The sequence below is a fragment of the Longimicrobium sp. genome (assembly GCA_036389795.1).
GTDB lineage: Bacteria > Gemmatimonadota > Gemmatimonadetes > Longimicrobiales > Longimicrobiaceae > Longimicrobium.
Map to the genome: position 1 here is coordinate 53,552 of DASVWD010000048.1, position 12,985 is coordinate 66,536.

Sequence of the window (12,985 nt, forward strand, 5' to 3'; positions counted from 1 at the left end):
CGAAGCCGGCTCGCGCGCCGAACCAGCCTGCGAAGGCAGGCTTCTCGCCGCTGTTGCCGCGGCTGCAACCGCCCGGCTCGACACCCTACCGCCCGAGCCAGTAGGTCGCCTTGACGACGAACACGTTGTCGGCGTGGCGGCGGAAGATCTCGCCGAGGTCGCGCCGCGCGTCGAAGTCGCCGACGCCGTCCGTGCCGCTGCGCTCCTGCTGCCACACGAAGAAGAGCGTGCTCCCGGGCCGGTACTCCCAGCGCAGCACCGCGCTCCCGCGCAGGCTGCGCACGCGGAAGTCGGGATCGGCGAAGTCGAAGTCCGCCGTCGCGGGGTCCCGGTCCGGGTCGAGGCGGTAGCGCGCCGGCCGGCCCCCGGAGTCGCGGGCCGCCACCCGGACCTGCAGCGTGTCGAAGTAGGCGCGCGCGCCGCTCCGCGGGCGGACGTACTCCTGGAAGCCGGTGTAGCTCCCGGCCGAGACGAAGGGCTGCGCGAACAGCTCGAGGGTGAGCTCCGGGGTGAACGTCCAGTTGAGCCGGGTGCCCAGCGAGAGCGTCCGCTGCCGCATCTCGGCGAAGACGGCCCGCCGCCCGTAGAACGCGCTCGCCGAGGGGTCCTGGAACTGCTCGACGTACTGCCCCATGTCGTTCATGGCGGAGAAGGACGGTGCGAAGGCGAGCTCCGCGCCCGCCGCCGGCTTCCAGCGCAGCGACGCCGTCATCCGCCAGTAGCTGCTCCGGTCCCCCCAGCGGGCCCGGACGGGGTTCACCTCCAGCACCACCGCGCGGCGGGGGTCGGTGGAGACCTCGGGCGACACGTACCAGCTCCAGGCCCGCCGCACCGCCGCGCCGCCGCGCGTCATCCGGTCGTCGATGACGGAGGGGCGGTAGTGGCCGTAGAGGGAGACCGTCCAGTAGTTCCGCAGCTGCGCGCTGGCGTTGGAGTGGAGCTGCAGGTCGGTGCGGTCCCCGTCGAAGTTGTACTGCTGCTGGCCGCCGCCGACCCACGTCGCGCCGCGGTACCACGAGCCCGGCCGGGTCCACCGGTGCTGGAGGTTGGCGGCCATCCACACGTAGTCGGCGCGGGTGAGGAAGGCGAGGTCGTTGACCTCGAAGCCCGGGCTGCGGTAGTTGACCATCGCCTCCCAGCGCCACGCCCCCTGGTCCCGGCTGGCCCGCAGGTACCCGCCGAAGCCGCGCAGCGCTTCCGCCGAGGTGTCGTACTCGTCCGGGAAGACGCCGCCGCCCCCGCCGCGGCGGTCGGGGCGCTGGAAGTAGCGGGCGCTGGAGCGCTGCAGCCGGGCGATGGCGAGCGAGTCGCCCGCGACGCTGGAGAGCACGAAGTTGCCCATCAGCGAGTATCCGTTCCCGCGGGTGGCGAGCGTCCAGTCGAAGCCCAGGGCCTCGGCGTGCGCGGGGAGCTGCGCGCGGAGCGGACCGTCGTCCTCGCCGAAGCGGCGGAGCACCGACGTCGCCATCGCGCCCCAGGTGAACCGGCCGCCGCCCGTGGTGCGCCGCACGCGGCCCAGCCAGTAGCTGGTCAGCGGCTCCACCGCCACCTCGCCGCGCACGCCGAGGGTGTCCTGCACCAGGGCGGCCTCCCGCGCGGTGACCGCCTCCAGGAGGGCGACCTGCCACCCGCCCGGGGCGCGCCCGGTGAGCCGGGCGGCGCCGAGGAGGCGCGTGGCGCGGGGAACCTCCCGGAAGCGGTAGTCACCCTGCACGGCGCCCTGCGGCGCCCGGCCGATGCGGCGGGAGTAGAAGACGTTCATCCCGCTCGCGTTGCTGCAGGTGAAGCAGCTGAACCCCCCGAAGAACAGGAGCCCGCTCTCCTCCACGAAGAAGGGGCGCTTCTCGGCGAAGTAGCTCTCGAACGCCGACAGGTTCACCACGGCCGGGTCCTGCTCCACCTGGCCGAAGTCGGGGTTGACGGTGACCGACAGGGTGAAGCTGCTCCCCAGGAGGAGGCGCGCGTCGGCGCCCGTCCGCGCGCCGTAGCGGCGCTCCGCCTGGAACGGGCTCCCCGGCTCCGTGGGTGTCACGTCGCTGGCCCGCGCCAGCACGTAGGGGACGAGCTCGACGCCCCGCGGACGGTCGCGGACGACGATCCCCTCCAGGTGCCCGAAGCGGTGGGGGCCGCCCGCCTCCCGCCGCCCCCAGAACGCCCACATCGTGGTCTCGCCCAGGCGCTCCACCCAGCGCCAGACCTGCATCCCCCAGAGCTGGGCCGTGTCGCGCCCGAAGCGGAGCTGGCTCCAGGGGATGCGGATCTCCGCCGTCCATCCCAGCGAGTCGACGCGCGCGACGTAGTCCCACACCGGGTCCCACGACGGGTCGGCGCCCGGCGAGGCCTGCCCCGCGTCTCCCTTCACCCCGGACGGGTTCACGGTGAAGACGGTGCGGCCCGCGTGGTCGTGGTAGGTGTCGAAGACGAGCTGGAGCCGGTCTGCCTCGGCGACCTGGTCGCGGCGGACCAGGCGGGTGCGCACCCCGCGCGCGCCGAGCGAGTCGTACATGCGCGCGCCGACGTAGAGCGCCCGGGCGTCGTAGGCGAAGCGCACCTCCGTCTCCTGCGTGGCGGGCCGCCCCTCGTCGGGCTCCTGCTGGCGGAAGCCCGTGGCCGGCACCCCGCCGCTCCACGCGGCCTCGTCCAGCGCGCCGTCCAGGGTGATCGGCGCGGCGGTCTCGACGGCCACCGCCCGGGGCCGCCCGGCGTGCTCGTCCGGCGCGGGCGCCTGCGCGGCGAGCGAGATGGGCGCGAGCGAGGCCCAGGCGGCGAGCAGCGGGGTGCAGCGGCGTCTGCGGGACATGACCCTGGCGATGCGGGTTGGGGGTGGACGCGCGTCGGGAGGATGAGAAGTCGCCGGAGACCGCTACCGGCGTGCGGCGGACGTGGGCGCGGCGGCCCAGTGGCAGTAGGCCTCCCGGGTGATCGCGGCGATGGCGCGCTCGACGGCCGTGTCGGGGGCGGCGGCGTTGCGGACGAAGATCGCGACGGCCAGGTGCCCCGCGCCGCCGGGGAGCGTGACGATGCCGACGTCGTTGACGGCGGCCGGCCCGCGCTCGCCCGGCTGCCCCCAGGTGCCGGTCTTGTGCGCCACGACGGTCCCTTCCGGCACCCCGGCGACGATGCGGGTGGCCGGGTTCGCCGTGCGGGTCATCCAGCCGAGGAGGAGCGCGCTCTCCCGGGGCGCCAGGAGCCGCCCGCCGTGCAGGGCGGCGAGCAGCGCCGTGGCGGTCCCGGGCGTCATGCTGTCGCGCTCCTCGCCGGCGGCGATGCGGCCGCCCACCTCGCGGCCCAGGCGGGTGTACGGCCGGTCGACGCGCACGCCGGGGAAGCCGAGGCGGCGGAGCTCGGCCGTGACCGAGTCGGCGCCGCCGGCCAGCCGCAGGAGCGCGTCGCTGGCGGTGTTGTCGCTCTGCGAGACGGCGCGCCGGAGGAGGTCTTCCACGGTGAGGGAGACGCCGGCCGGGTGGGCCTCGCGCAACGGGCTGTGCCCGGGGCTCATCTCCGCGGCGGCGATCGCGACCGTGTCGGAGAGCCGGATGCGCCCGCGCCCGGCCTGGCGCAGCACGCGGACGGCGATCGGGAGCTTGGTCACGCTCGACATGAAGAACGGCTCCCCGGCGTGGAGCCCCGCGGACGCGCCGCTCTCCAGGTGCCGCGCGTGGAAGCCGATCCGACCGCCGATCTCCGTCTCCCGCGCGCGCACGGCGCGGAGGAGTTGCTCCGTCGCGTCCGGAGACGGAGTGGCGGCGGGGCACTGCGCGGCCGCCGGCGCGGAGCAGATCAGCGCTGCAGCCGCCAGGAGGCAGCCGTGGAGCAAGGGGTGTCGCAGCATCGTCGGACCTGTAGCAGAGGTTCATACGAAGATCTTCGTACAAGGTACCACGAAAGGATTCGTAGTGTCAAGCACGGTGTTTCGGCCATAGAATCTGTTTCAATCAGCAGGCGGAATCACGAGAGACTTGCCTTCCACGAATCTCTTCGTATATAATGTCAGGCCGTGGGTGTTCTTCGTCCCTTTCCGACCCGGCAGTCCGACCATGCAGCGTCCGCCACCGCTCCCCACCGAGGGAGAGCTCCGCCTGCTGCGCGTCCTGTGGGAGCGCGGCCCCAGCACCGTGCGCGAGGTGCAGCAAGCCCTGAGCGGGACGGGCGAGAGCGGGTACACGACGGTGCTGAAGCTCCTGCAGATCATGCACGGCAAGGGGCTGGTGATCCGCGACGAGAGCAGCCGCACCCACGTCTACGCCGCGGCGGTCCCGCCCGAGACCACCCAGCGGCAGCTCGTGAGCGACCTGATCGAGCGCGCGTTCGGGGGGTCGGCGCACCACCTGGTGATGCAGGCGCTCTCGCCGCAGGTGGCCAGCCGCGAGGACCTGGACCGCATCCGCGCGCTCCTCGACGAGCTGGAGCGCCGGGAGGGAGGAGGGACGCCGTGAGCGCCGCTTCCGCGGGAGTGCTGCACGCCGTCGGGTGGGCGCTGGTCCACTCGCTCTGGCAGTGCACCGCGCTGGCCCTGGCCCTGGCGGCCGCGCTCCGCGCCATGCGCCGCGCGCCGGCCACCCACCGCTACACGTTGTCGTGCGCCACCCTGGCGCTGATGCTGGCGACGACGGCGGGGACGGCCGTCGTCCTCGCGCGCTCGCCTTCACCCGCCGCGAGCCGGTCGGCCGAGGCCGTGCCGGCGCCGGGCTCCGGGGAGGCCGCTCCCGCCGGGGCGCGGCCGGGGCCCGCCGCGCCCGCGGCCCCCGAGCTCAGCCCGCGCTGGGTGCCGCTCCGGGCGGGGCGCATCGCTCCGGCGGGGCTGCGCGCGGCGGTGGAGCCGCTCCTGCCGGCCCTGGTGGCCGCCTGGCTCGCGGGCGTCGCGCTCCTCTCGCTGCGGCTGGCGGGAGGCTGGCGGCGCGCCCGGCGCCTGGTGCGGGAGGGAACCGAGGCCGCCCCGGAGCCGGTGCGGCGCCTGGTGGCCCGGCTCGCCCGGGAGCTCGGCCTCTCCCGGCCCGTCGAGGTCCTGATGTCCGGCGCGGTGCACGTGCCCTCGGTGGTGGGGTGGCTGCGGCCGGTGATCCTCCTCCCGCTCTCCGCCCTCACCGGGATCGAGCCGCGCCACCTGGAGCTGCTGATCCTGCACGAGCTCGCCCACATCCGCCGCTACGACTACCTGGTGAACCTGGTGCAGTCCGCGGCCGAGACCCTGCTCTTCCACCACCCCGCGGTCTGGTGGGTGGGCGGGCGGATCCGGGCCGAGCGCGAGCACTGCTGCGACGACGTGGCGGCGCGCCTGGGGAGCGTGCGCGACTACATCGCGGCGCTGGCGCGGATGGAGGAGGTCCGGCGCTCGCGCCTGCCGCTGGTGCTGGCCGCCGACGGCGGGTCGCTGCTCGCGCGCGCCCTGCGCCTGGCGGAGCAGCGGTCCCCGCGCGCCGCGTCCCCGGCGCGCCTCGCTGGAGCGGGCGCGGCGCTGCTGGCCACGGCGGCGCTGGCGTTCGCGCTGCTGGGCGGCCGGCGGGGGCCGCCCTCCGCTCCGCCTCCGGCCCCGGCCGTCTCGGCGGTGCCGGCGCCCGGGCGGCCGCCGGTGGAGCGGGCGGCGCAGGCGGTCCCGTGCCCCGGCGCGCCGCCCGAGCCGGGATCCACGCGCTGCCCGGACCTGGAGCGCGCGGTCGCGGAGCTGCTGGCCGGCCGGGGCGCGCCGGAGGGGAGCGTGGCGGTGGTCGAGGACGTGGGCACCGGCGCCGTCCTGGCCTACCTGGCGTCCGGACCGGACGGAAACACCGCGGCGCTGACGGAGGCGGCCGTCCCCGGCTCGGTCTGGAAGCTGGTGGTCGCGTCGCTCTGGTGGGAGAGCGGCCAGGGCGATGCGCCGGTGCCCTGCCCCGCGGAGCTCGCCGTGGGCGCCCGGACGGTGCGCAACTCGGTCCGCGCCCTGCCGCGCGTGCTCTCCGGGCCGCAGGAGATGCTCGTCCACTCGTGCAACACCGCGGCGGTGGAGATGGCGCTCCGGCTGCGCGACGCGGTGGGCGCCGCGCGCGTGGAGGCGGGCTTGCGCCGGCTCGGCTTCGGCGGGGACGGCGGCGCGGGCCGCGACACGGCGTTCTGGGCCACGCGCTCGGAGGCGTTCCGGGCGCGCATGAGCCCCGAGCTCGCGCGGGCGGCGGTCGGGGCCGGCGAGGCGGACCTCGACTGGGCCGACTTCGCGCTGGGGATGCGCCGCGTGTCGGTGAGCCCGCTGCACGTGGCGCGCTTCGTCCAGGCGATCGGCAACGGCGGCACGATGCTCCCGCCCACGCTGGACGCCGCGCTGGCCGGGAGGTCTCCGGGGCACCGGGCACTCTCGCCGGAGACGGCGGAGCGGCTGCAGCACGCCATGCTCGACGTGGTCCGCCGCGGAACGGCGCGCGGCGCGGACAGCGTGCTGGCGGGATCTCCCTGGCGGCTGGGCGGGAAGACGGGCACCGTCCCCGGAGCGCACCCGAAGGGCGACGGCTGGTTCGCCGGGCTGGCGTTCGACGCGGCGGGGCGGGCGCGCTACGCGGTCGTGGTCCGGATCCCGGGCGGCGGGCCCGGCGGCCGCGAGCCGGCCCGGGTGGCCGCCCAGATCGTGCGGATGCTCCCGGGGCCGGCCGCGTCCTCCTGATCCAGATCGGGCAAAAAGATTTGTCTCAAGCAGTTTGAAGTTCTCTGCTATCTCTGCTTCCTCTGCGTGAGGCCGGCAGTTTTCTGTTCCAAAACCAATCGCCCCGCCCTCCGAAGCCGGAGGGCGGGGCGGTCGATTTTACCGGAGAGTCCGGGTTCAGCTCGCGCGGCCGAAGACCTTGTCGCGGTTGTCCTTGATCTTGGAGCGCTTGCGCACGCTGTCCATCCAGCGGGCCAGCTGCTCCTGCTGCACGCGCATGGTGACGATCGAGCGCAGCTGCTCCTTCTCGGCCTCGAACGCCCGCCGGTCGGCGGGGGTGTGCGCGGTGGGGCGCACGATGAAGAGCCCCGCCGGGGTCTCCACCACGTCGCTCACCCGCCCCACCGGGGTGCCGAACGCCGCGCCGGTGGCCGCCGACGCCTGGCCGAACACGGTGTTCGGCTCGTTGCGCGTGAACGGACCCACCGTGCCCACCGTGAGCCCGCGCCGGGCCGCCGCCTGCTGCAGCGTGGCGCCGCGGCGCACCTCGGCCACGATCTGCTGCCCCACCTGCCGCGCCGCCGCGCGCTTCTTCTCCAGGATGAGCTGCTCGCGGATCTGCGGGGTGGCCTGGGCCAGCGTCATGGCGCCCGCGGGGGTGTAGCTCTCCAGCCGCACCAGGTACAGCGCCTGCTCGCCGTCGAAGAGCTGGCTCACCGGGTGCGCGCCGGCCTCCTCGTCGCGCGAGGCGCCGGACGCCCACTGCAGCGCCTCGAGCGCCGGGCCCACGCCGGGGATGTACGGCAGGCTCTCGGAGACCGTCACCCCCTGGCGCAGGGTGGCGCCCACCGCGCGCGCCGCCTGCTCGATGCGGCCGTTCTCGGCCAGCGTCTCCAGCGAGTCGGCCCGCGCGTCCAGGCGGGCCAGCTCCTCGTCGCTCTTCTGCTCCGGGAGCAGGATGTGGCGCACCTTGGCGGTGGCCGAGTCGGTGCGCTCGGTGACCTGCAGCAGGTGCCAGCCGTACTGCGTCTGCACCGGCTCGGAGACCTGCCCCGCCGGCGTGGCCCACACCGCCGAGTCGAACGCGGCCACCATCTGCCCGCGGGTGACGGTGCCCAGGTCGCCGCCCTGCGGGGCGCTCTGGGGGTCGCGCGACTCGCGGCGCGCCACCTCGGCGAAGTCGGCGCCGGCCAGGATCTGCTGGCGCAGCTGCCGCGCCTTCGCCAGCGTGGCCTGGCGGTCGGCCTCGGTGACGGCGGTGGGGAGGTAGGCCACGGTGAAGCGCGCCGACTCGGGGCGCTTGAACTCGTCCTTCTTCTCCTCGTAGCGGCGCCGGATCTCGGCCTCGCCCACCTGCACGGTGCCGGGGGCGACGCGGGGGTTGGAGAGGTCGAGCGCCACGTACTCGGCGGTGACCCGCTCGTTCTGGTCCTGCCAGTAGCGCCACAGCTCCGCGTCGGAGACCCAGGCGCCGGCGGCGATCTGCTGCTGCAGCTTGGACTGCGGGATCACCTGCCGGTAGTACTGCTCCAGGTCGTTGAGCACCTGGTCGCTGGCCTGGCTGCGCAGGAACTGCCGGTACTTGTTGATGTCGAACTGCCCGTTGGTCAGGAAGATCTCCTGCTGGGCGATCTGGGGCGCGGGGATGTTGAGCGCGGCGAAGCGGATCTCGTCGTCGCTGACGCCGATGCCGCGCCGGGCCATCTCCTGCTGGACCAGGATGTCGTTGACCAGCTCGTCCCAGGCGCGGTCCTCGAGCTGCTTCTGCTGCTCGGCGGTGAGGCGCGCCTGGCCCTGCTGGCGGAGCTGCTCCTGGAGCTGCTGCACCTTGGCCTGGTACGCCTCCAGGGTGATGGCCTGGCCGTTGACGCTCCCCAGCTCGCCGGGGCGGCCGCCGCCGGCGCCGGTGACCTCCATCCCGAACGTGAACACCATCCAGGCGAGGAAGGCGCCGACGATCACGACGACCATGAACTTGCCGGCCTTGCTGCGAATGAGCTGCATCATGGTGCGTTACGAGCTCCGTCCGAGCGGCGCCCCGCGGGGGGCGCCGGTTGTGCGTCAGGGGGGGACCCGGTACAGTCGGGAAGTGAAGTCGCCAAAGATATTTAGACGGCGCCGGGGACGCAACCCGCGCCCGCGCGCGTGTTGACAGTGCCGCGCCGCGCCCTGTAAGTTGCTCCCCCTGTCTCCCAAGCCCCGCCCGGCCTTTCCCGAGCCCAGCACCGCCATGGCCGAACCGTCTGCCGACCTCGCCGCCCGCATCGAGTCGCTCAAGGCGAGCCACGCGGAGAACCCGGCGCGCTTCTTCATGCCGCTGGCCAGCGCGTACCGCGAGGCGGGCGAGGTGGGGCGGGCCGAGGAGCTGCTGCGCGAGAACCTGAAGCGCCACCCGGGCTACCTGAGCGCGCACGTGCTGCTGGGCCGCTGCCTGGCCGACCGCGGCGCCCTGGCCGAGGCGCGCAACGAGTTCCAGTACGTGCTCTCGGTGGACCCGCAGAACCTGATCGCGCTGCGCACGCTGGGCGACATGGCGGCGGCGCAGGGGCAGACGGGCGAGGCGAGGCGCTGGTACGGCGAGCTGCTGGTGGTGGACCCCATGAACGCCGAGGCGCGCCAGGCGCTCTCGGCCCTCGACGCGCACCCCGCGGCGCCCGCCGTGGAGCCCGGGCCGGCTCCCTCGCCCGCGGCGGCGTCCGGGCCGGAGCCCGCGCACGAGTTCGGCGCGGTCGACCTGGACGGGCCCGCCGCGCCGCCGGCCGGCCCCGCGCAGCCCGCGGACGCGGCCGAGTGGGGCGAGGTGCGCCTGGACGAGGAGCCGCGCCCCGCGGAGGGCGCCCCGGACGCGGCGGCGCCGTGGGGCGAGGTGACCCTGGCCGAGCCGCTGGGCGGGGGGACGCCGCGGGAGGCGGAAGAGGATCGGCCCGCGGGCGCCGGCTTCGACGCGCTCGACTTCGGGACGGTGGACTTCTCCGCCGCGGACGCCGGGCCCCCGGGGCGCGAGTCGCCCGCCGCGCCGTCCGGCGTGGACGCGTGGGGGTCTCTGGACGACGGGCAGCTGGGCGCGGCGCCGGCCGAGCGGCTGGAGGGGCTGGGCGGCTTCTTCGAGGAGGAGGAGGAGCCCGCGCCCGAGGAGGAGCACCACGACGAGGGCGAGGTGGTCACCGAGACCATGGCGGAGCTCTACGCCCGCCAGGGCTTCCTGGACCGCGCGGCCGACGTCTACCGCGAGCTGGTCCGCCGCCGCGGCCGCGAGCCCGCGCTGGTGCGCCGCCTGGAGGAGCTGGAGGCGCAGATGCAGGCCGGCGGCGCCGAGGCGGCCGTGGGCGAGGGCTTCGGCGCGGCGCCGGCGGCGGCCGCCCGCGACGAGGAGCCGCGGGAGGAGGGCCCGCCCTCGTGGCTGGAGACGGTGGACGCCGTCGCCTCGGGCGCGGTCCCGGCCTCGACGCTCCCCGACGTCGGCCTGGAGCCCGGGCTCCCCGACCTGGACCTCGCGTCGGACCTGCACGCCTCGCCTGCCGTCGAGCGCGAGGAGGCCGCCGCAGCAGCGGACTTCGCCGGTGCGACGGACTTCGCCGCCACGCTCTCCCCGGAGCCGGCGCCCGAGCCCGCCTTCGCCGCGGCCGGCGCGGGCGCGGAAGCGGGGGGCGACGCCTTCGCCGACTCCTTCGCCGGGGGCTTCGGAGACGCCGAGGGCGCCCCGTCCACGGCCGGAGCGGGCCCGTCCGCCGTGGCGGAGGAGCCGGAGCAGGTCGAGTGGGAAGCGCCGCGGGCCGAGGAGACGGAGCCCGCCGCCGCGCTCGCGGCAGCGCCGGAGCAGGAAACGGATACGGATACGGAGACTGTCGGGGCCGCCGCGGAGGCGACGGGCGACGGCTCGCCCGCGGTGGAGGAGCCCGCGGCCGCGCCGGCGGAAGCCGCCCCGGCCGCGGGGGCGACGATCCGGCACTACATGGCCGAGATCCTCTCCTGGCGCCCGGGCGCCGCCGCCGCGCCGCCCGCTCCGCCCGCCGAGGCCGCACCGCCCACCGAAGCCGCTCCGCCCGCCGAGGCCGCCCGGTACGCCGAGGCCGCCGACACCACGGAGTCGGGGGAGTTCGCCCCGCCCGCGGAGCAGCCGTGGGACCGGCAGACGCTGGAGGCCGCCGAGGCGCAGCCGCCGCTGGAGGAGCCGTGGATCGCCGCCGGCCCGCCGGTGGAGCCCGTCGAGGAGCCGCGCGCGGAGGAGGAGCCGTGGCGCGCGCCCGCCCCGGAGTCCGCCGCGGAAGAGGAGGAGCCCTGGGCCGCCGCGCCGGTGGGCGACGGCTCGCCCGCGCTCGGCGCCGCGGACGAGGCGGCGGAAGGGGGGGAGGAAGACCTGCCCTGGATCGTGCCCGAGCCCGCGGCGCCGGAGCGGCCGGAGGGCTTCGAGGCGATGGACCACGGGCGTCCGGCCGGGCCGCCCCCGCTCGAAGGCCCGCGCGAAGACGAGCTGATGCCGTGGGAGACGCCGTTCGAGCTGGCGGGCGAGGCCGCGCAGGCGCCCACCACCGAGCGCCCGGCGCCGCGCGACGAGCCCACGGCGCAGGAGGCGGGCGGGTTCTCGTTCGAGGACTTCTTCGCCGAGCGCCCGGCCGCGGAGGCCTCCGCGCGTCCCCCGCAGCCGGTGACCCTGCCGGAGCCGCCCGCGCCCCCGGCCGCCGCCGCGCCGCCGCCCCCGCCGGCGCCCGCCGCCGAGGAGGACGAGGACCTGGAGAGCTTCCAGGCGTGGCTGCAGAGCCTGAAGCGGTGAGGATCGCGGCCGTCCACGGCCCGAACCTGAACCTGCTGGGCGCGCGCGAGCCCGAGGTGTACGGGCGGGCCACGCTGGCGGACGTGAGCGCCGCGCTGGCCGAGCTCGCCGCCGAGCTGGGCGCCGAGGTAGAGTCCTTCCAGTCGAACCACGAGGGGGCGCTGGTGGACTTCGTGCAGGAGGCCGCCGCCCGCGTGGACGGCTTCCTGGTGAACGCGGGCGCGTACACCCACACCAGCATCGCCCTGCGCGACGCGCTGGCGGGAGTGGCGCGCCCGTACGTGGAGGTGCATCTTAGCAACGTCTTCGCCCGGGAGCGCTTCCGCCGCCGCTCGTTCCTCGCGGAGGGCGCGGTGGGGGTGGTCTCGGGCTTCGGGCTGGAGAGCTACCTGCTGGGGCTCAGGGGGCTGGTGGGGTATCTGAGGGAGAAGGGAAGTGCTGGGTCCTGAGTGCTGAGTGCTTAGTGTTTTAGTCCTTAGTCCTTAGTGCTTCTGGCTCCACGGATGTCATCCCGAGGGAGGCGCCGCGCGGGACCGGCGTCGGCGCGGGAGCCTGGCGCCGACCGAACGATCTACTTCGCCGGCGGGCGAGGCCGGTCGGTGCGACGCGAGCCTCGCGCGGCGGTGAGTAGATTCTTCGGTCGCCCGCAGGCGATGGAGAAGACGCGGGATCGGCGCACGGGCTCCCTCAGAATGACAGAGCTGGGGGGCGCCGGCGGGACGCAGCACTAAAACACTAAGGACTAAGGACTAAGCACTAAGGACTTAGCACTTAGGACTTCGCACCTAGCACTTCGCACTTTCAGTCCAGGAGTTCGCGTGGCGACGACGGCCGACTTCCGCAACGGGATGACGTTGAGCATCGACGGGACGCTGTTCACGCTCCTCTGGTTCCAGCACCACAAGCCCGGCAAGGGGAACACCGTGGTGCGCTCGCGCCTGAAGAACGTGCTCACCGGCTCCGTGCTGGAGAAGACCTGGCGAGCCGGCGAGCGCATCGACGAGGTGCGCCTGGAGCACCGCCCGGTGACCTACACCTACCACGACGGGCACCTCTACCACTTCATGGACGCCCAGACGTACGAAGACGTGCCGATCCCCGAGGAGGTGATCGGCGAGGACCAGCTCAAGTACCTCAAGGAAGGCATGGAGTGCGAGGGGCTGGTGCACAACGAGAAGGTGATCTCGGTCGAGCTCCCCTACTTCGTCACCCTGCAGATCGTGGAGACCGACCCCGGCGTGCGCGGCGACACCGCCACGGGGGGGACCAAGCCCGCCAAGCTGGAGACCGGGGCCGTGGTGCAGGTCCCGCTCTTCCTCAACGAGGGCGACGTGATCCGCGTCGACCGGCGCGAGGACAAGTACATCGAGCGCGCGAACAAATGATCGACCTCGAATTCCTGCGCGGGCTGATCGGCGCCGTGGACGAAAGCGGGATCGACTCGCTCGAGATCTCCCGCGGCGGAACGCGCATCCGCATCTCCAAGACGCCGCCGCCGGCCCCCGTCGCCGCCGCCGCCCCGGCCGCCGCGCCCGCCGCCCCGTCCGCCGCCGCCACCCCCGTATCCGCCACCGCCGCCGTAGCCGCCGCCACCAGCGCCGACGCCG

The 12,985-nt window shown here is 75.1% G+C and carries 9 protein-coding genes; 6 read left to right on the forward strand and 3 right to left on the reverse strand.

All coding sequences use genetic code 11. The features are described from left to right. Positions 1–85 precede the first annotated feature (85 nt). Positions 86–2,800 carry a DUF5916 domain-containing protein gene (locus VF746_05690; protein HEX8691887.1) on the reverse strand — a complete coding sequence of 905 codons (2,715 nt, stop codon included), beginning with the start codon at positions 2,798–2,800 and terminating at the stop codon, positions 86–88. Positions 2,801–2,863: 63 nt separating this feature from the next. Then, positions 2,864–3,832, reverse strand: coding sequence for a class A beta-lactamase (gene bla, locus VF746_05695; GenBank protein ID HEX8691888.1), 969 nt, complete (start codon positions 3,830–3,832; stop codon positions 2,864–2,866). A 205-nt stretch (positions 3,833–4,037) separates the two neighbouring features. Here bla and VF746_05700 point away from each other — a divergent pair, with 205 nt between their 5' ends. Both VF746_05700 and VF746_05705 read left to right on the forward strand, forming a co-directional pair. Further along, positions 4,038–4,436: a BlaI/MecI/CopY family transcriptional regulator gene (locus VF746_05700; GenBank protein HEX8691889.1), complete on the forward strand. Its 399-nt coding sequence runs from the start codon at positions 4,038–4,040 to the stop codon at positions 4,434–4,436. After that, complete coding sequence (locus VF746_05705; GenBank protein HEX8691890.1) at positions 4,433–6,628, forward strand: M56 family metallopeptidase; 2,196 nt, start codon at positions 4,433–4,435, stop codon at positions 6,626–6,628. The genes VF746_05700 and VF746_05705 overlap by 4 nt, the downstream gene beginning before the upstream one ends. A gap of 156 nt (positions 6,629–6,784) precedes the next feature. Here the strand turns inward: VF746_05705 and VF746_05710 are convergent, their stop codons facing one another. Beyond that, positions 6,785–8,614: a peptidylprolyl isomerase gene (locus tag VF746_05710; GenBank protein HEX8691891.1), complete on the reverse strand. Its 1,830-nt coding sequence runs from the start codon at positions 8,612–8,614 to the stop codon at positions 6,785–6,787. 223 nt (positions 8,615–8,837) lie between these two features. On the opposite strand from VF746_05710, the gene VF746_05715 reads away from it, so the two are divergent. The 4 genes from VF746_05715 to VF746_05730 form a co-directional block, all read left to right on the forward strand. After that, the gene (locus VF746_05715) at positions 8,838–11,378 is read left to right on the forward strand and encodes a tetratricopeptide repeat protein (GenBank protein ID HEX8691892.1); all 2,541 of its coding nucleotides are present in this window, start codon (positions 8,838–8,840) and stop codon (positions 11,376–11,378) included. After that, on the forward strand, positions 11,375–11,827 hold the full coding sequence (aroQ, locus tag VF746_05720) for a type II 3-dehydroquinate dehydratase (protein HEX8691893.1): 453 nt from the start codon (positions 11,375–11,377) through the stop codon (positions 11,825–11,827). Before VF746_05715 ends, aroQ begins: the two co-directional genes overlap by 4 nt. Before the next feature lie 369 nt (positions 11,828–12,196). Beyond that, a complete protein-coding gene (gene efp, locus VF746_05725) occupies positions 12,197–12,763 on the forward strand; it encodes an elongation factor P (GenBank protein HEX8691894.1) in 567 nt (188 codons plus the stop codon). Then, positions 12,760–12,985: hypothetical protein (locus tag VF746_05730; GenBank protein HEX8691895.1), on the forward strand; the 226-nt coding region annotated here is incomplete at its 3' end. The genes efp and VF746_05730, both read left to right, overlap by 4 nt.